Below are 18376 nucleotides of genomic sequence, written 5' to 3'. Positions count from 1 at the left end.
ATTCGGAGGGCCGGACCATGCCGGCTTGCGATTTGCGTTGCGGTTTGCGCAGCGCAATCGAGACCACCCGTGTTGAAACCGTTTGAACAGATTGTGGGCGAATTGATTGACGAGGGCCGTAACAAAGTGTTTCAGGTTGTAACCCAACGTGCATAATCGTCGGGCTAAACATTCTCCCGCGAAACCCCTAATGTCTGGCCATTTATTGCGAGTTAATCGGGCCATTTACTCATTTGCCCCGAGGCCAGTGCAAAATGCAGTTTAAACGGCGGCGGCCAATTTCGCTATTCTTCAGAAAAATAGCACGGGTGGACGCATGAAAACGATTTTTTGGTGTGTTTTCAACGCGCCGCCACTACGCAAAACACCAATTGGAGACGTGCATGACGATCGATTCAGACCTTCTTCAGTATTACAGCCGCGTCGCGGAAGCCTTCCCGCCGCTCGGCCCCGACGCGGATGCATCCGCCGTGCGCCAGCGCTTCAAGGCGGTCGCGCAGGCCTATTCAGGCGACCGCGACGACGCGATCGCCGTCGAGGACATTGACGTTTCTTTACAAAGCCGCACGATTGCCGCGCGCATTTATCGGCCGGAGGCGGCAAGCGGACCGCTGCCGTTGCTCGTCTACTTTCACGGCGGCGGCTGGGTAGTGGGCGACATCGAGACGCACGACGGGCTCGTCGCGCGGCTCGCGCTCGATGCGCAGTGTGCCGTCGCGAGCGTCGATTACCGGCTCGCGCCGGAGCATCCGTTTCCGGCTCCGTGCGACGACGCATTGGACGCGCTTCTGTGGCTGGCGGAACATCGCTCGCGGCTTGGCTTCGCGACGGACAGGCTGGGCGTCGGCGGCGACAGCGCGGGCGCGCATCTGGCGGTCGTCGCGGCGCGCGGCGCGAACCAGCGCGTGGCGGGCCTCGTCAACGTGCAACTGCTGCTGTATCCGGTGATGCGACGCCAGTTCGAGAGCCCGAGCTGTCTCGCCAATGCGAACGGGCCCGGTCTCACCAACGACGAAATGCGCTGGTACTGGACGCAGTTTCTGTCCGGCGCCGCGCCCGACGAGCACGACGTGCGCGCGTTCCCGCTTGCCGAGCCGTACGAGCGGACGCCGGCGCGCGCCTTGATCGTCGCGGCCGCCTACGATCCGCTCTACGACGACGCCTACGAGCTTCAGCGCTTCCTCGAAGCCAACGGCGGCCGCGTCGAGCTGATCGACGCGACGAACATGACGCATGGCTTCGGCCGCCTGCATGCGCAGTCCGGCGCGGCGCGCGACTGGTTGCGGCAAATCGGCGAGCGCGCGGGCGAACTGCTGCGCGCGGATCGCTGACTCGTTACTTCAACCACTTGTCGACGACAGTCTGAAACTCGCCGGTCGAGCGCGCGAGGTGCAGCCACTGATCCACATACTGCTGCCACGCGACGTCCCCGCGCGGCAGCAGATACGCTTTCTCGCCGAACTGGAACGGCTTGTCCGGATGCACCGAGCACAGGCCGGGATTTAGCTTCTGCTGAAGCAGCGTCTCGGATGCGTCCGTGACCATGACGTCGGCGCGGCCGTCGAGTATCTGCTTGAAGATCGTCACGTTGTCCGGATACTCGATCAGCTGCGAGTGCGAGAAGTATTGCTTCGCGAACCGCTCGTTGGTGCCGCCCGGATTGACGATCGTGCGCACGTTCGGCTGGTCGATTTGCGCGACGGTCTGATACTTGTCGACGTCGCCGCAACGCACGATCGGCGTCTTGCCGTCTTCCATGTACGGCGCGGTGAAGAACGCGCGCTTCTGCCGCTCCAGTGTCGTCGACACGCCGCCGACCGCAATATCGCACTTCGCGACGAAGTCGTTCATCAGATTCGACCACGACGTTTTGACGTAATCGGCTTTCGCGCCGAGCGACTTCGCGAGACTGTCCGCGAGATCGATGTCGATGCCTTCGAACTGACCGTCCGGCCGCAAGAACGAATACGGCTTGTAGTCGCCGGTCGTGCAGACGCGCAGCGTGTGGCGCGCGAGCACTTCGTCGAGCCGGGAGGCGTACGCGGGCGCGGCCTGCACGACGCTGCCGCCTTGAACGGTCTGGGCGTGCGCGACGCTCGATGCGAGAAGCGGCCAAGTCAGCGCGCAGGCGGCAAGACTGAAGGACATGCGTTTCATCGAATCTCCTGGTTCTAGTTGTATTGGGCCGCGACGACGCCGGCGGCCATCGATGATAACGAGCGTCCGTGCGTCTGCAAATCATCTCGAAAAGCCTGCGACGCGCGCCGATTTGCCGCCGCGCTGCTGCGAAAACGGGCAGCCGGTCCGGTAGAATGGATGATTCTTCAGGCTTCGGCACCGAGCGACGTGGCACACACACTTCTCAACGACACCTTCTTGCGTGCGCTGCTGCGCCAGCCGACCGAATACACGCCGATCTGGCTGATGCGTCAGGCCGGCCGTTATCTGCCCGAATACAACGCCACGCGCGCGCGCGCCGGCAGTTTCCTCGGCCTCGCGAAGAATCCGGATTTCGCCACCGAAGTCACGCTGCAACCGCTCGAACGCTATCCGCTCGACGCCGCGATTCTCTTCTCCGACATCCTCACCGTCCCTGACGCGATGGGCCTCGGCCTGAATTTCGTGCAGGGCGAGGGTCCGCGTTTCGAACGCACGGTGCGTACGGAAGACGACGTGAAGCGTCTCTCTGTGCCGGACATGGACGCGACGCTGCGCTATGTGACCGACGCCGTGAGCCAGATCCGCCGCGCGCTCACCGACGCGCAAGGCCGCCAGAAGGTGCCGCTCATCGGTTTTTCCGGCAGCCCGTGGACGCTCGCGTGCTACATGGTCGAAGGCGGCGGCTCGGACGATCACCGGACCGTGAAGGCGATGGCTTACGCGCGGCCCGACCTCATGCACCGCATTCTCGACATCAATGCGCAAGCCGTGACCGCGTATCTGAACGCGCAGATCGAGGCGGGCGCGCAGGCGGTCATGATCTTCGATACGTGGGGCGGAGCGCTTGCCGATGGCGCGTATCAACGCTTTTCGCTCGACTACATTCCAAAGGTCGTCGCGGGTCTGAAGCGCGAACACGACGGGGCGCGCGTTCCGGTCATCACGTTCACGAAGGGCGGCGGGCTGTGGCTCGACGAGATCGCCGCCACGGGCGTGGATGCGGTCGGCCTCGACTGGACGGTGAACCTGGGCGCGGCGCGTGAGCGCGTCGGCGGTCGCGTCGCGCTGCAAGGCAATATCGATCCAGCCGTGCTTTTCGCGCCACCGGGAGCGATTCGCGCCGAAGCGCGCGGCGTCCTGGACAGCTTCGGGAATTTTCCGGGCCACGTGTTCAATCTGGGGCACGGCATTTCGCAGTTCACGCCGCCGGAGCACGTCGCCGAACTGGTCGACGAAGTGCATCGGTACAGTCGCGAGATGCGGGCGCGCGGGGTCGCTCGATAATCGCTCATGCTGCAGTGCAGCGAACGTCGACACGCGGCTCAGCCGACGTGCGCGGCGGTGCAATCGGAATCGCCCGCCGTTCGCGGTCTCTCGCGATGTCAAGATGGACTTATGCACATTTTGTTCGTTGCGTCGCGCCATCAGACGTATCGACGCGCATAGCCCATAAAAGCTCGCTATTCTTCGCTTAAGTCGCTGATTTCAAACAACTTATAAGAGTATTGTCCGATATGTGGGCAAACGCACGCAAGCGATCCGTGACATTCTTTGCGGCGGGCCGCGCGGAACTTCTCAACAAAGTTATCCACAGGGCTGTGGAAAGCGGTGGAAAACCAGAAAAAACCGCACACTTCCCGCCGACTTTGACGTTTCACTTTAAGTTCGTCCGCGTGAGTCTTGTGCTGCCGTGGCGCGCCAAAAGCGCCGGGCCTCGCGGGCGCTTGGCGCGATGACGGACGTCTTCGTGCGTGTTGCCGTCGATCAGCCCATGCCCGTGCTGTTCGACTACCGGTACGCGCTGGCCGGCGAACCGGCCGTCGGCGCACTCGTCGAGGTACCGTTCGGACGGCGCGACGTCGTCGGGCTGATCTGCGAAGTGACGTCCGCCACCGACGTGCCGCCCAACAAACTGCGCGACGTGACGCGCATGTGCCGCGAGTGCCCGCCGCTTTCCGCGCAGTGGATCGCGCTCGCGCATTTCGCGGCGGAATATTACCAGCGCGGACTGGGCGAAGTGGCGCTGCCGGCGCTTCCGCAAGCCTTGCGCGACGCGTCGCGCTGGGATCGGCTGCTCGCGGTCGAGGAGCGTTTCCGGCTGCTCCCCGCCGGCCGCGATGCGCTCCCGGACGCGCTGCCCGCGCGTGCTCACGCGCTGCGCCGTCTCGCGGCGGCGCTCGCGGAACATGACTTGTTGACCCTATCCGACGCTCGCGCGATGCATCCGAAGGCGTCCGCCACTTTCGACGACTGGCTCGCGCGCGGCTGGATCGAACGCGCCGCGCAAGGCGAAGCCACACGGCTCGACGCGCCGTCTTCTCCAACCGGCGGGGCGTCGCTCCCGCAACTCACCGACGAACAACGCGAAGCTGTCGATGCCATCGCGGGCGCGCAGGGCTTCGCGCCTTTCCTGCTGCACGGCGTCACGGGTAGCGGCAAGACCGAGGTCTATCTCCACGCGCTCGCCGCGTTGCTCGCGGCGCGGCCCGATGCGCAGGCGCTCGTCCTCGTCCCGGAAATCAATCTCACGCCGCAGTTCGAAGCGGCTTTTCGCCAGCGATTCGCCGCGCTCGCGCCGGATTCCATCGTCACCATGCACAGCGGTCTCGCTGAAGGCGAGCGCGCGCGCAACTGGCTCGCGGCTCACACCGGCAGCGCGCGAATCGTGCTCGGCACGCGGCTCGCCATTCTCGCGTCGATGCCGGGCCTCGCGATGATCGTCGTCGACGAGGAACACGATCCCGCCTACAAGCAGCAGGAAGGCTTGCGCTACTCGGCGCGCGATCTGGCGGTGTATCGCGCGAAGCAACTGGAAATTCCGGTGGTGCTCGGGTCCGCGACGCCCTCGCTCGAAACCTGGTGGCAGGCCGAGCAGGGCCGCTACACGCGACTCACGTTGACGCGCCGCGCGGTGACGGACGCCGCGCTGCCGACCGTGCGACTCATCGATCTCGAGGAAGAACACCGGCGCGGCCGGGCGTCAGTCGAAGGGCTGTCGGGGCCGCTCATCGCGGCGCTGAAATCGCGGCTGGAGCGCGGCGAGCAGAGCCTCGTCTTTCTGAACCGACGCGGCTACGCGCCGATCCTCTCGTGCGACGCCTGCGGCTGGGTCGCGGGCTGCCCGCGTTGCAGCGCCTATGCGGTGCTGCATAAGCCGGAGCGCGCGCTGCGCTGCCACCACTGCGGCTGGGAATCGCGCATTCCGAAGTCGTGCCCGGATTGCGGCAATATCGATATCGCGCCGATGGGCCGTGGCACGCAGCGCGTCGAGGAAACGCTCGCGAGCGTGGTGCCGGGCGCGCGGGTGCTGCGCATCGACGCCGACAGCACGCGGCGCAAAGGCAGCGCGCAGGCGCTGTTTTCGGACGTCCACGCGGGCGAGGTCGATATTCTCGTCGGCACGCAGATGATCGCGAAAGGACACGATTTCCGGCGCGTCACGCTCGTCGGCGTGCTGAACGCGGACACGGCGCTCTTCTCGCACGACTTCCGCGCGAGCGAGCGGCTCTTCGCGCAACTGACGCAGGTCAGCGGCCGCGCGGGCCGCGCCGGGCTGCCGGGCGAAGTGCTAATCCAGACGCGCTATCCGCGCCACGCGCTTTACCTCGCTTTGTCGCGACAAGACTACGTCGGATTCGCGAACGCCACGCTCGCCGAGCGACGCGACGCGCGCCTGCCGCCCTTCGTCTATCAGGCGATGCTGCGCGCCGAAGGCCGCACGCTCGAAGCCGCGATCGCGTTTCTCGAAGACGCCGCCGCCGCGTTCGCGCCGTTGCCCGGCGCGGACCGCGTGACCGTCTATGATCCCGTGCCGCTCACCATCGTCAAGGTCTTCAACGTGCACCGCGCGCAACTGCTGCTGGAGAGCGGCTCGCGCGCCGCGTTGCAAACGGCGCTGCGAGCGTGGCAGCCGGTGCTGCGCTCGCTCAAAGGCGTGCTGCGCTGGAACGTGGAAGTCGACCCGCTCGACGTGTAAAACGCGGCGGGCCGCCCGCCGCTCGTCAGACTTTCGCGCGCGATGCCTCCGCGCCGCCGCGAACCGGCGTCGCCTCGTCGCGCGTATCGTCGACATGATGCGTACGCGACGACGCTCCGCGCACGAACAGCACCATGCAAAGCGCGAACATCGCCCAAACCCCGACCACCACCATCCACGTGCTCATGTTGTCGTTCCCCGTAGCTGCTTTTGTAGCGCCGGACGGCGCGCATCGCTTTATATCGGCAGCGGGGACGCATTTACTTAGGGGGTGTCCCAAAAAAGAGTGGGTTAGGGAAACTACTAGGCGATTTCCGCCACCGGACAAGCATCCAAAAAACCACGGAGAAGCCCGCCCCACAAGGGTTTCGACGCGGTGCAACCGTCTCGAAAATGCTGGTTGCACCTTTTATATCAGCGGAGTACGATTCGCCAACTTTTAGGTCCCTGGCCGGGTAAGCGTGACCGGCAAACGAAGGAAATATGGCGAGCACAACCCTTGGCGTGAAAGTCGACGATTTGCTGCGGTCCCGGCTGAAAGACGCCGCCACGCGACTGGAACGCACTCCACACTGGCTCATCAAGCAGGCGATCTTCGCGTATCTGGAGCGGATCGAGCACGGCCAGCTTCCGCCGGAACTCTCGGGCGTGAACGGCACGTCGGAGATGAGCGACGCCGCGACTGTCGAAGGCGACGAAGACGGCGCGCCGCACCCGTTCCTCGAGTTCGCGCAGAACGTGCAGCCGCAGTCCGTGCTGCGCGCGGCGATCACGGCGGCGTACCGCCGTCCGGAGCCGGAGTGCGTGCCGTTCCTCATCGGTCAGGCGCGACTGCCGGCCACCGTCGCCGCCGACACCGAAAAGCTCGCGACGAAGCTGGTCGAAACGCTGCGCGCGAAGAGCAAGGGCGGCGGCGTCGAAGGGCTGATCCACGAATTCTCGCTGTCGAGTCAGGAAGGCGTGGCGCTGATGTGTCTCGCCGAGGCGCTCTTGCGCATTCCCGACCGCGCCACGCGCGACGCGCTGATTCGCGACAAGATCAGCAAGGGCGACTGGCGCTCGCACATGGGCCAGGCGCCGTCGTTGTTCGTCAACGCCGCGACGTGGGGCCTGATGATTACCGGCAAGCTCGTGACGACGAACAGCGAAGCCGGCCTCTCGTCGGCGCTCACGCGCATGATCGGCAAGGGCGGCGAGCCGCTGATCCGCAAGGGCGTCGATATGGCGATGCGTCTGATGGGCGAGCAGTTCGTCACCGGCGAGACCATCTCCGAAGCGCTCGCCAACAGCCGCAAGTTCGAAGCGCGCGGCTTCCGCTATTCCTACGACATGCTCGGCGAAGCCGCGACGACGGAAGAAGACGCGCAGCGTTACTACGCGTCGTACGAGCAGGCCATTCACGCGATCGGCAAGGCGGCCGGCGGGCGCGGCATCTACGAAGGCCCGGGCATTTCGATCAAGCTGTCGGCGCTGCATCCCCGTTACTCGCGCTCGCAGCAAGAGCGCACGATGAGCGAACTGCTGCCGCGCGTGCGCGCGCTGGCGCAACTCGCGCGGCGCTATGACATCGGCCTGAACATCGACGCCGAGGAAGCCGACCGGCTCGAGCTGTCGCTCGATCTGCTCGAGGCGCTGTGCTTCGATCCGGAATTGGCGGGCTGGAACGGCATCGGCTTCGTGGTGCAGGCGTATCAGAAGCGCTGCCCGTTCGTGATCGACTATCTGGTGGATCTCGCGCGCCGCAGCCGTCACCGTTTGATGATTCGTCTCGTCAAGGGCGCGTACTGGGATACCGAAATCAAGCGCGCGCAAGTGGACGGCCTCGAAGGCTATCCGGTCTACACGCGCAAGATCTATACGGACATCTCGTACCTCGCCTGCGCGAAGAAGCTGCTCGGCGCGCCGGATGCCGTCTATCCGCAATTCGCCACGCACAACGCGTACACGCTGTCCGCCATCTATCACCTCGCGGGCCAGAATTACTATCCCGGCCAGTACGAGTTCCAGTGCCTGCACGGCATGGGCGAGCCGCTGTACGAGGAAGTCACCGGCCGCGACAAGCTGAACCGCCCGTGCCGCGTGTATGCGCCGGTCGGCACGCACGAAACGCTGCTCGCGTATCTGGTGCGGCGTCTTCTGGAAAACGGCGCGAACACGTCGTTCGTGAACCGCATCGCCGATGAATCGGTTCCGGTGAAGGACCTCGTGCGCGATCCGATCGACGAAGCGCAAGCCATCACCCCGCTCGGCGCGCCGCACGCGAAGATCCCGCTGCCGCGTCAGCTCTACGGCAACGAGCGCCTCAATTCGATGGGCCTCGACCTGTCGAACGAGCATCGGCTGGCGTCGCTGTCGTCGGCGCTGCTCGCGAGCGCGAATCATCCGTGGCAAGCCGTGCCGATGCTGGAACGCGACGACCCGCAAAACGGCGTCGCGCGCGAGATTCGCAATCCGGCCGATCATCGCGATGTCGTCGGCACCGTGGTCGAAGCGTCGTCGCAACAGGTGAGCGCGGCGCTCGCGAACGCGGTGGCCGCCGCGCCGATCTGGCAGGCGACGCCCGTCGAAGACCGCGCCGATTGCCTCTCGCGCGCCGCCGACCTGCTCGAAGCGCAGATGCACACGCTGATGGGCCTCGTCGTGCGCGAAGCGGGCAAGTCGCTGCCGAACGCGATCGCGGAGATTCGCGAAGCCGTCGATTTCCTGCGCTACTACGCGTCGCAGATTCGCGCGGAGTTTTCGAACGACACGCATCGCCCGCTCGGGCCGGTGGTGTGCATCAGCCCGTGGAATTTCCCGCTGGCCATCTTCATGGGTCAGGTCGCGGCCGCGCTCGCGGCGGGCAACCCCGTGCTCGCGAAACCCGCCGAGCAGACGCCGCTGATCGCCGCGCAAGCCGTGCGCATTCTGCGCGAAGCCGGCGTGCCGGCGGGCGCGGTGCAACTGCTGCCGGGCGATGGCGAAACCGTCGGCGCGGCGCTCGTCGCCGATGCCCGCACGCGCGCCGTGATGTTCACCGGCTCGACCGAAGTCGCGCGCCTGATCAACAAGACGCTGTCGGAGCGCCTCGATTCCGACGGCCGCCCGATCCCGCTCATCGCGGAAACCGGCGGGCAGAACGCGATGATCGTCGATTCGTCGGCGCTCGCGGAACAGGTCGTGGCGGACGTGATGCAGTCTTCGTTCGATTCGGCCGGTCAACGCTGCTCGGCGCTGCGCGTTCTCTGTCTGCAGGACGATGTCGCCGACCGCACGCTCGACATGCTGACCGGCGCGATGAAGCAGCTCGCCGTGGGCAATCCGGACCGCCTGTCGGTGGATGTCGGTCCCGTGATCGACGCCGACGCGAAGCGCAGCATCGACGCGCACATCGCGGCGATGCGCGAGAAGGGCCGCAAGGTCGTGCAGCAGCCGCTGCCCGATGCGTGCGCCCAAGGCACCTTCGTGCCGCCGACGCTGATCGAACTGGAAAGCATCGACGAGCTGAAGCGCGAAGTGTTCGGGCCGGTGCTGCATGTGGTGCGTTACCGCCGTGCGTCTCTTGATAAACTCCTCGACCAAATTCGCTCGACGGGGTACGGACTGACGCTCGGCATCCACACGCGGATCGACGAAACCATCGCGCATGTGATTCAGCGCGCACACGTGGGCAACATCTACGTGAACCGCAACGTGATCGGCGCCGTGGTCGGCGTGCAACCGTTCGGCGGCGAAGGTCTGTCGGGCACGGGTCCGAAGGCAGGCGGCGCGCTGTACTTGCAGCGTCTGTTGGCCAAGCGCCCGACCGGCTTGCCGAAGTCGCTCGCGAGCACGCTGGTCGTCGATGAAACGCCGTCCGCCAATACGCCCGCCGCCGCGCTTACCGCGTTGCGCGACTGGGCCATCGGCGAACGCGATCCGCAGACGGCCGCGCGTTGCGACGGTTATCTGCAACACGTACTCGCGGGCGCGACGGCGGTGCTGTCCGGTCCGACGGGCGAGCGCAACACGTACACGTTGAGCGCGCGCGGCACGGTGTTCTGCGTGGCATCGACGGCGAGCGGCGCGCGCGCGCAATTCGCCGCCGTGCTGGCGACCGGCAACAAGGCGCTCTTCGCGGGATCGGCGGGCGAGCAACTGGTGGCATCGCTGCCACCCGCGCTGAAGGCCCATGCGTCGGTGAGCAAGGATCCGGCAGCCGGCTACGATGCCGTGCTGTTCGAGGGCGACAGTGACGAACTACTGTCGCTGGTGAAGGAAGTCGCTAAGCGCCCGGGGCCGATCGTATCGGTGCAGGGCGTCGCGGCGGGCACGTTCGCCGACGCTGGCCACGACGGCGAAGACTACGCGCTCGAACGTCTGCTGACGGAACGCTCGGTGAGCGTGAACACGGCGGCGGCGGGCGGTAACGCGAATTTGATGACGATCGGTTGAGACTTGCGGCGCCCGGTTCAGACAAATTCAAAACAAACGGCAGCAGGCACGGCGATCCCGGCAAGAAGCTGCCATCCACACTGGTATTAGGAGAAGCTATGAAGCACACGATGACCAAGCTGGCAGCCGCCATGACGCTCGCCGGCCTGTCGTTCGCGGGGACCGCATTCGCACAGCAGGCAGACGACGTGAAGGTCGGCTTCGCCGGCCCGATGACGGGCGCGCAAGCCCACTACGGCAAGGACTTCCAGAACGGCATCACGCTCGCGGTCGAAGAGTTCAACGCGACGAAGCCGGTGATCGGCGGCAAGCCGGTTCGCATCGTGCTGGATTCGGCGGACGACCAGGCCGACCCGCGCACGGGCACGACCGTCGCGCAGAAGCTCGTGGACGACGGCATCAAGGGCATGCTCGGCCACTTCAACTCGGGCACGACCATTCCGGCATCGCGCATTTACGCGAACGCCGGCATCCCCGAAATCGCGATGGCTACCGCGCCGGAATACACGACGCAGGGTTTCAAGACAGCGTTCCGCATGATGACCTCGGACACGCAGCAAGGCTCGGTCGCAGGTGAGTTCGCTGTGAAGAACCTGAAGGTCAAGAAGATCGCCATCGTCGATGACCGCACGGCGTACGGCCAGGGCCTTGCCGACCAGTTCGAGAAGGCAGCCAAGGCGGCGGGCGGCACGATCGTCGATCGCGAATTCACGAACGACAAGGCTGTCGACTTCAAGGCGATTCTGACCAAGATCAAGTCGATGAATCCGGACCTCGTGTACTACGGCGGCGCGGATTCGCAGGCCGCCCCGATGGTCAAGCAGATGAAGACGCTCGGCTTCCGCGCGCCGCTGATGGCGGGCGAAATGGTGAAGACCGACACGTTCATCAAGATTGCGGGCGAATCGGCGGAAGGCACGGTGGCATCGCTCGCCGGCCTGCCGATGAATGAAATGCCGGGCGGCGCGGCGTACGAAGCGAAGTACAAGAAGCGCTTCAACGAAGACGTGCAGACGTACTCGCCGTATGCCTACGACGGCGCGATGGCCATGTTCACCGCGATGAAGGCGGCCAACTCGACGGACCCGGCGAAGTATCTGCCGGTGCTCGCGAAGACCGACATGCAAGGCGTGACGACGAGCCACCTCGCGTACGACGCGAAGGGCGATCTGAAGAACGGCGGGATCACGCTGTATAAGGTCGTCGGCGGGAAGTGGACGACGTTGCAGAGCGTGGGCGGGAAGTAAGGCTTAGTCGCAAGGCTTGAAGAGGACGGCCCGGCGTGCGTAATGCACGCCGGGCCGTTTGTCTTGGCTAGAGCGCATCGACTTCCTAGACTCGATCACGTCGCCGACGGCGCATCAGGCAAATTCCCGCGAACAGGCATACGATTGCTCCGCCTAGCGCGCTTTCGAGTGCCGTCGCCAGCGCCCGACCGCCGCATTCATCGCTGCAAGGCGTGTTTGAATTCGGTAGCACAAGATACAAGCTAGTGAGACCAGCGACGAGCGCGCCACAGACTAATAGTCCGGCATATAGAAGCGCGCGCTTCACTTTATGTCCCAGAACAGAATCGTCTTCGCCTGCGAGAGGTCCGAGTAGAAATTCTCGGGTCCGATACCGATGGCAGAGAGCGGGTTCCATACGTGCGAAATGCCAAGGCCGAATCTCAAAGTAGTTTCCGTGCTCGGCGTAAGGCGCTGTCCGTCCCACAGGTCGATGTGGTCGCCGCTCGGTTGTCTCTCTTTGAGCGAGCGCCGCCAATAGCTGCCGAAGAACGCGATCCCGGTACGCCCTGTAATCTTGTCCTTCCAGTCTTCGCCCGTAACGGTCTCGGGCGTCGGGCAACCGGCGAATGGTTGCAAGTGAAGCCATTGCGCTACCTCCTTTGCGCGAAGCGTATGGCTTCGGGGATGACCGTGAAACCAGCACGTTTCTCCCTTGAAGGATTTATTTGTGATGCCGACTGCGGCCAGGCATGCTCCGAAACGAATCGCGCATTCGTCTTCGAATGCAGCTTTTCCAGTTGATGGATCAATGCATGGCGCAGACTTCGGATAGGCGGCCCATAGTTCGGCGAACGGGACCACTCTTAGATTCACGAGTCTTACCGAGCCGGGGATTCGGTTAGTCTGGACGATGGTTTTTGCGTTCGGCATTACTTCCAATCCTTGTGGCTGAGAGCATCGTCGCCCCAGTAGATTTCGTAAGTCTCCGCGCTACCCGTGCGAATGCGAGGCAAACGGCAAGTACTGTCGGTCCGGCCGCACAGGCTTTCTCCGTCTGCTTTCGCTATCAAGTACGGGTAACCTTCCGGGACATTCAGACCGCATACGCACTCATCGAAAGCGCCTGTGCTTATCGACGCGCAATCTGTACCGGCAGCCCTTTCCGAACCCATCGTACCGAGGATGTCGGCCAGATCGTCGTACCACGCTTCTCCCGCGAGTTTCGCCACGATGTGAGGATGCTCGGGACAGCCGCAAATCACCCAGTCTTGGTCTAGCGCAATCTCACTCTTTCCGATGGTCATACGACGAGGACCGCCGACTTTGGCGATGTAGCCGGTACTATCACAGGCCGGGCAGTAAGCCGCTCCATTGATGAGCGCAGCCTGATGTCCTTCACTGCCCATCGTGAACGGCATTTCCACCTGTAGGCGAATTTCGCCGCCGTTACTTAGGGTGTCGCCAACTACTGCGATTCGTCGCATCATGAGCAGTCTCCTGTGTTGCTTCGTTATCCTTGATAGTTGTCTGGTGTAGCGGCTCTCGTTTATTGACCGCTTACGCAGGGCCAACTGCTAGCGTACTAACTAGACGAACGATGGCGCCACGACAACCGCAAAAGGATCGCCGAAATTACAAATCTTCACGACGCCCGTAGGATCGACGCGCAGAAAGAGCGTTAGTCGGAGGTTTCCTGATCGTCGAATTGCCGCTTCACCGAATACGCGCGGCTCATATCGGCGCGTTCGCGAAAACGGCTGGCCGCCCCAAAACCGGCAGCCATGCGCTACCTGTTTGAAGAGGTAATCAGCCGCTAGGGCCGAACGCATCCCCAAGAGCCGGCGCTATGTCCGACGCTTGGGGTCGTTTTCGAATGTCCCTCGCAGCCAAGCAGCCAAATCTCACTTCCTCCCCTGCTCCCGCACCTGCTCCAGCGTCGCCCCCGGCGTACTCTGATCCTGCGGAATCCGAATCTCGATGACCGCAGGCAGCCCCGAACTCACCGCGCGCTCGAACGCCGGCATGAACTGCTCGGTCGCCTCCACACGCTCCCCGTGCGCCCCGAACGCCCGCGCATACGCGACGAAATCCGGGTTCGTCAGCCCCGTGCCATGCACGCGATGCGGATAGTGCCGCTCCTGATGCATGCGGATCGTGCCGTACTGCGCGTTGTTCACCACCACGAAAATCACCGCCAGCCCATACTGCATGGCCGTCGCGATTTCATGGCTCGCCATCATGAAGCAGCCGTCGCCCGCAAAGGCGATTACCGTGCGCTCCGGATACAGCGACTTCGCCGCGATCGCAGCCGGCACGCCGTAGCCCATCGCGCCGCTCGTCGGTGCAACCTGCGAGCGAAAATGCCGGTACGCGTAGTGCCGATGCAGCCACGTCGCGTAATTCCCCGCGCCGTTCGTGACAATCGCGTCGGCGGGCAAGCGCTCCGACAGCGTGCGCATGATTTCGCCGAGCTGGACGTCGCCGAGCATCGGGCGCGGCTTGCGCCAGTCGAGATACGCCGCGTGCGCGGCTTCCGCGCTTCCGGCCCAGGCAATCTCGGCAGGCGGTTCCAATGAAGTCAGCAGCGACGCAATCTCCGGCATCCCCGAAACGATCGGCAGATCCGCGCTATAGACACGCCCCAGTTCCTCCGCGCCCTGATGAACGTGGATGAGCGTCTGCTTCGTCTTCGGGATGTCGAGCAGCGTGTAGCCGCCCGTCGTCGATTCGCCCATGCGCGGCCCGAGCACGAAGAGCACGTCGGCGTCGCGCACGCGAGCGGCCAAGGCCGGATTGATGCCGAGGCCCACATCGCCCGCATAGTTTGGATGCTCGTTGTTCAGCGTGTCCTGGAAGCGGAACGCGCAGCCCGCCGGCAGTTGCCATCGCTCGATGAAGCGAGCGAAATCCTGCGTCGCCGCTTCGGTCCAGCCGCTGCCGCCCGCGATCACGAACGGCTTCTTCGCATTCGCCAGCAGATCGCGCAGCCGCTCCATCTGCGCGGGCGCGGGCGATGCCGCGACGCGCTGGTAATGCGGCGCGGGCGGCACGGCTTCGCACGCTTCGGTGAGCATGTCCTCGGGCAGCGCGAGCACGACCGGCCCGGGCCGCCCCGCCATCGCCACATGAAACGCGTGACTCATGTATTCCGGCACGCGGCGCGGATCGTCGATCTGCGCGACCCACTTCGCCATCTGGCCGAACATGCGGCGATAGTCGATTTCCTGAAACGCCTCGCGATCCATATGGTCGCGCGCGCATTGGCCGATGAGCAGGATCATCGGCGTGGAGTCCTGATACGCGGTGTGCACGCCGATGGACGCGTGCGTCGCGCCCGGCCCGCGCGTCACGATGGCGACGCCCGGCCGCCCGGTCAGCTTACCGACGGCTTCGGCCATGTTCGCGGCGCCCGCCTCGTGGCGGCAGACGATGGTCTGGATCTGCGCAGTCTCGTCGTGCAGTGAATCGAGGACGGCGAGAAAGCTCTCGCCCGGCACGCAAAAGACGCGCTCGACGCCGTGGTGCACGAGCGCATCCACGACAAGACGCGCGCCGGTGGTCTCACGGGAAAGAGCGGAGGAAGCGTCGGAGGTCATGCGGTCAAGTCTCCTGTTGTGTTCCGGCCGAAGCCGGGCATTGCGCGTTGAGCCCTAGAGCTTACGCCGCCGCGCGGCCCGTTGTCCGCTAACAAGCGGAATACAAGCGGAATCTTTTCCCGGTCGGCTGCCGCCGGGACGCACGGGCGTCGTCCATCAGTCGAAATACCCCTGTTTCTCACCCTTTATCCCGCGATAGGCCGAAGGGCATCTTCGCAATAATGGCTTCACTGAAAAGCGGGCGCCCCAAAACATCCGGCAGCGCCCGCCTCGCAAAGATCGCAGTCTCATACCTCATCGGGGGCAAGTTTGAACATTCGTAAATTCATTGGCGCGAACAGCCGCGACGCTCTGCGCCAGGTTCGTGAAGCGCTCGGCCCCGATGCCGTCGTGTTGTCGAATCGCACGCTGGACGACGGTTCGGTCGAGATCGTGGGCGTGGCGGATCGCGACATCGCATCCATTTCGCCGGCCGCGCACGAACAGGCGCCGGCCGCATTCCCGAGCGCCACGCCGCGCTCCGCGCTCGCGCAAGCCGCAGCCGCCGTGGCCGCGAAGCAACCGGCCGCCGCGAATCCGTACGCGAGCGGCGACGTGTTCTCGTCGGTTTTCGGCGCGAATCCCGAAGCGCATGCAGATGACCTCGATCACCACGACGCCCCGCGCGACGCCTTTGCCGACGAAGCACCGCGCACGATGGCCGAGTCGAATCCGTGGCTGATCGAGCACGCGCGACGCATCGCCGAGCAGGCCGCGATGCCGTCGAATCGTCCGCTCTCGGCATCCGCTGCGATCGCTCGCGGTCTCGGCGTGCCGGTGCCGCCGAAGGCATCCGCGCCGAAGGCCGCCGAGAAGCTCGCCGACCAGCGCGCCGAGAAGCCCGAGCCGAGCAACTACGCGATGCGCCAGCCGGCGCAGCCGAAGATCGACACGCCCGACTGGGCGCGCGAAGCCGCGCAAGTCGCCGCGCGCCGCGCCGCCCACAAGATCAACGCGGGCGCGCCGCAAGCCGAAGCTTCGCCCGACAGCGCGCTCGAAGGTCTGCCCGCGAACGCGGCGGCCGTCGTGACCGACGCGATTCGCGCGCGCATGGAGCAAGTCGTCAACGAAACGGTGATGCACGAACTCTCGTCGATGCGCGAGATGATGGAAGAGCACTTCTCCGGTCTCCTGTGGGGCGAGCGCCAGCGCCGCAGCCCGGGCAATGCCGGCCTGACCAAGCGCCTGTTCGCGGCCGGTTTCTCCGCGCAACTCGTGCGCATGGTCGTGGACAACATGCCCGAGATGGAAAGCGCCGAGCACGCGATGGAATGGGTGCAGCAGGTGCTCGAATCGAACCTGCCGGTGATGGCGAGCGAAGACGCGCTGATGGAACGCGGCGGCGTGTTCGCGCTGATGGGCCCGACGGGCGTCGGCAAGACCACGACCACGGCCAAGCTCGCCGCGCGCTGCGTGATGCGCTTCGGCGCGAGCAAGGTCGCGCTGCTCACGACAGACAGCTACCGCATCGGCGCGCACGAGCAACTGCGCATCTTCGGCAAGATTCTGGGCGTCTCGGTCCACGCGGTGAAAGACGCCGCCGACCTGCAACTCGCGCTCTCGGAACTGCGCAACAAGCACATCGTGCTGATCGACACCATCGGCATGAGCCAGCGCGATCGCATGGTGTCCGACCAGATTTCGATGCTCTGCGGCGCGGGTCATCCGGTGCAGCGCCTGTTGCTGCTCAACGCGACGAGCCACGGCGACACGCTCAACGAAGTGGTGCAGGCGTACAAGAGCGCGGCCGACCAGCCGCCGCTCGCGGGCTGCATCCTGACCAAGCTCGACGAAGCGACGAATCTCGGCGGCGTGCTCGATACCGTGATCCGCTACAAGCTGCCGGTGCATTACGTCTCGACCGGGCAGAAGGTGCCGGAGAACCTGTACGTCGCGACCAAGCGTTTTCTGATCAAGAGCGCGTTCTGCATTCCGCGCGAAGGCTCGCCCTTCGTGCCGCAGGACGACGAGGTGCCGGCACTGCTCTCCGCATTGTCCGCGCGCGCCACCACCGAACTGCATGAGGTCCGCTTTGGATAAGTTCGTGCTCGATCAGGCCGAAGGTCTGAGAAGGCTGCTCACGCGAGGCGGTTCGCGCGTGGTGGCGGTGGCGGGCGGGCCGGCGGGTATCGGCTGCACGTCGGCGGTCGTGAATCTGGGCGCGGCGCTGTCCGTGCATGGCAAGGACGTGCTCGTGATCGACGAGCGGGCGAACGCGGCATCGGCTGCGCGCCTCGCCGGTACGTCAGGCGCTGGGGCGCTCGCCGCGGTGATGTCGGGCCGCGAGGCGCTTCACGACGCGGTGACGCGCACGCCGTTCGGCTTCTCGCTGCTCGCCGCGCCACGCGACGAACGCATCAGCCACGACGCCGCGCAGTGCCGCGCGCTGCTCGACGGTCAGGCGGACATCGTTCTGATCGACGCGCAGCTCGACCGATACGGCGCGCTCTCGTCGCTCGCGGCGCAGGCGCATGACTTTCTCATCGTGACGCGGGTGGCCGCGTCCGCGATCACCGAGGCGTACGCGTGCATCAAGCGTCTGCACTACGCCCATGCGATCGGCCAGTTCCGCGTGCTCGTCAATCACGTGCAGAACCCGGCCGACGCGGCGGTCGCGTTCGACAACCTGTCGGGCGTCGCGAGCCGGTATCTGGCCGTGTCGCTCGTGCAGGCAGGGTATGTGTCCGAGGATGCGCGCGTCACTCGGGCGAAGGAGCTCTCGCGCTGCGTGGTGGAAGCGTTCCCGGCGACAGCCGCGGCGCGCGACTACCGGCAAATCGCGGCGGAGCTTCTGCATTGGCCGATGCGTCCCGCGCCGTCAGGGAGCGAGACGCAGGTCCGGAATGACGCGCGGTTTTCGGTTGGCGAGGCTGACAAGGGCGGACGGGAGACGGGGCGCATGGCGTCGATGTTCTCCAGTCATGCATTGACCAGTACGGCGTCGATGTGATCAAGATTAAGGT

The 18376-nt window shown here is 65.1% G+C and carries 12 protein-coding genes; 7 read left to right on the top strand and 5 right to left on the bottom strand.

From position 1 onward, the window contains the following. Positions 1–383 precede the first annotated feature (383 nt). The gene (locus NCR34_RS00265; protein ID WP_250498842.1) at positions 384–1331 is read left to right on the top strand and encodes an alpha/beta hydrolase; all 948 of its coding nucleotides are present in this window, start codon (positions 384–386) and stop codon (positions 1329–1331) included. A gap of 4 nt (positions 1332–1335) precedes the next feature. Here the strand turns inward: NCR34_RS00265 and NCR34_RS00260 are convergent, their stop codons facing one another. Beyond that, on the bottom strand, positions 1336–2157 hold the full coding sequence (locus NCR34_RS00260) for a transporter substrate-binding domain-containing protein (RefSeq protein ID WP_175938645.1): 822 nt from the start codon (positions 2155–2157) through the stop codon (positions 1336–1338). A 189-nt stretch (positions 2158–2346) separates the two neighbouring features. On the opposite strand from NCR34_RS00260, the gene hemE reads away from it, so the two are divergent. Next, positions 2347–3444, top strand: coding sequence for a uroporphyrinogen decarboxylase (hemE, locus tag NCR34_RS00255; RefSeq protein WP_350029416.1), 1098 nt, complete (start codon positions 2347–2349; stop codon positions 3442–3444). 448 nt (positions 3445–3892) lie between these two features. Beyond that, positions 3893–6136 carry a primosomal protein N' gene (locus NCR34_RS00250; protein ID WP_250498838.1) on the top strand — a complete coding sequence of 748 codons (2244 nt, stop codon included), beginning with the start codon at positions 3893–3895 and terminating at the stop codon, positions 6134–6136. 25 nt (positions 6137–6161) lie between these two features. Here NCR34_RS00250 and NCR34_RS00245 read toward each other — a convergent pair whose 3' ends face one another. Beyond that, on the bottom strand, positions 6162–6323 hold the full coding sequence (locus NCR34_RS00245) for a hypothetical protein (protein WP_175938639.1): 162 nt from the start codon (positions 6321–6323) through the stop codon (positions 6162–6164). A gap of 296 nt (positions 6324–6619) precedes the next feature. Here NCR34_RS00245 and putA point away from each other — a divergent pair, with 296 nt between their 5' ends. After that, positions 6620–10549, top strand: a complete 3930-nt coding sequence (putA, locus tag NCR34_RS00240) for a trifunctional transcriptional regulator/proline dehydrogenase/L-glutamate gamma-semialdehyde dehydrogenase (RefSeq protein WP_206467247.1) — start codon at positions 6620–6622, stop codon at positions 10547–10549. 98 nt (positions 10550–10647) lie between these two features. Next, the gene (locus NCR34_RS00235) at positions 10648–11796 is read left to right on the top strand and encodes a branched-chain amino acid ABC transporter substrate-binding protein (protein WP_250498836.1); all 1149 of its coding nucleotides are present in this window, start codon (positions 10648–10650) and stop codon (positions 11794–11796) included. A 303-nt stretch (positions 11797–12099) separates the two neighbouring features. Here NCR34_RS00235 and NCR34_RS00230 read toward each other — a convergent pair whose 3' ends face one another. The 3 genes from NCR34_RS00230 to NCR34_RS00220 all read right to left on the bottom strand — a co-directional run bounded on the left by NCR34_RS00230 (position 12100) and on the right by NCR34_RS00220 (position 15374). Then, a complete protein-coding gene (locus NCR34_RS00230) occupies positions 12100–12708 on the bottom strand; it encodes a T6SS effector amidase Tae4 family protein (RefSeq protein ID WP_250498833.1) in 609 nt (202 codons plus the stop codon). Continuing rightward, a complete protein-coding gene (locus NCR34_RS00225; protein WP_250498831.1) occupies positions 12708–13265 on the bottom strand; it encodes a PAAR domain-containing protein in 558 nt (185 codons plus the stop codon). The genes NCR34_RS00230 and NCR34_RS00225 overlap by 1 nt, the downstream gene beginning before the upstream one ends. Positions 13266–13679: 414 nt before the next feature. Next, entirely contained in the window at positions 13680–15374 is a 1695-nt protein-coding gene (locus NCR34_RS00220) for a thiamine pyrophosphate-binding protein (RefSeq protein ID WP_250498830.1), read from the bottom strand. Between the two features lie 309 nt (positions 15375–15683). On the opposite strand from NCR34_RS00220, the gene flhF reads away from it, so the two are divergent. Together flhF and NCR34_RS00210 are read left to right on the top strand one after the other, a co-directional pair. Next, a complete protein-coding gene (gene flhF / locus NCR34_RS00215) occupies positions 15684–17453 on the top strand; it encodes a flagellar biosynthesis GTPase FlhF (RefSeq protein WP_250498829.1) in 1770 nt (589 codons plus the stop codon). After that, positions 17446–18363 (top strand): MinD/ParA family ATP-binding protein, encoded by a 918-nt coding sequence (locus tag NCR34_RS00210; RefSeq protein ID WP_250498827.1) that lies wholly within the window; start codon positions 17446–17448, stop codon positions 18361–18363. The genes flhF and NCR34_RS00210 overlap by 8 nt, the downstream gene beginning before the upstream one ends. Positions 18364–18376 lie beyond the last annotated feature (13 nt).

The organism is Caballeronia sp. GAWG1-5s-s, from assembly GCF_023631445.1.
GTDB lineage: Bacteria > Pseudomonadota > Gammaproteobacteria > Burkholderiales > Burkholderiaceae > Caballeronia.
Note: the sequence above shows the minus strand (reverse complement) of the source record. Positions and strands in the feature narration are given on the sequence as shown.

Coding starts and splice junctions, on each gene's coding strand:
- NCR34_RS00265 (WP_250498842.1), top strand. CDS start 384: ATGACGATCGATTCAGACCTTCTTCAGTATTACAGCCGCGTCGCGGAA.
- NCR34_RS00260 (WP_175938645.1), bottom strand. CDS start 2,157: ATGAAACGCATGTCCTTCAGTCTTGCCGCCTGCGCGCTGACTTGGCCG.
- NCR34_RS00250 (WP_250498838.1), top strand. CDS start 3,893: ATGACGGACGTCTTCGTGCGTGTTGCCGTCGATCAGCCCATGCCCGTG.
- NCR34_RS00245 (WP_175938639.1), bottom strand. CDS start 6,323: ATGAGCACGTGGATGGTGGTGGTCGGGGTTTGGGCGATGTTCGCGCTT.
- putA (WP_206467247.1), top strand. CDS start 6,620: ATGGCGAGCACAACCCTTGGCGTGAAAGTCGACGATTTGCTGCGGTCC.
- NCR34_RS00235 (WP_250498836.1), top strand. CDS start 10,648: ATGAAGCACACGATGACCAAGCTGGCAGCCGCCATGACGCTCGCCGGC.
- NCR34_RS00230 (WP_250498833.1), bottom strand. CDS start 12,708: ATGCCGAACGCAAAAACCATCGTCCAGACTAACCGAATCCCCGGCTCG.
- NCR34_RS00225 (WP_250498831.1), bottom strand. CDS start 13,265: ATGATGCGACGAATCGCAGTAGTTGGCGACACCCTAAGTAACGGCGGC.
- NCR34_RS00220 (WP_250498830.1), bottom strand. CDS start 15,374: ATGACCTCCGACGCTTCCTCCGCTCTTTCCCGTGAGACCACCGGCGCG.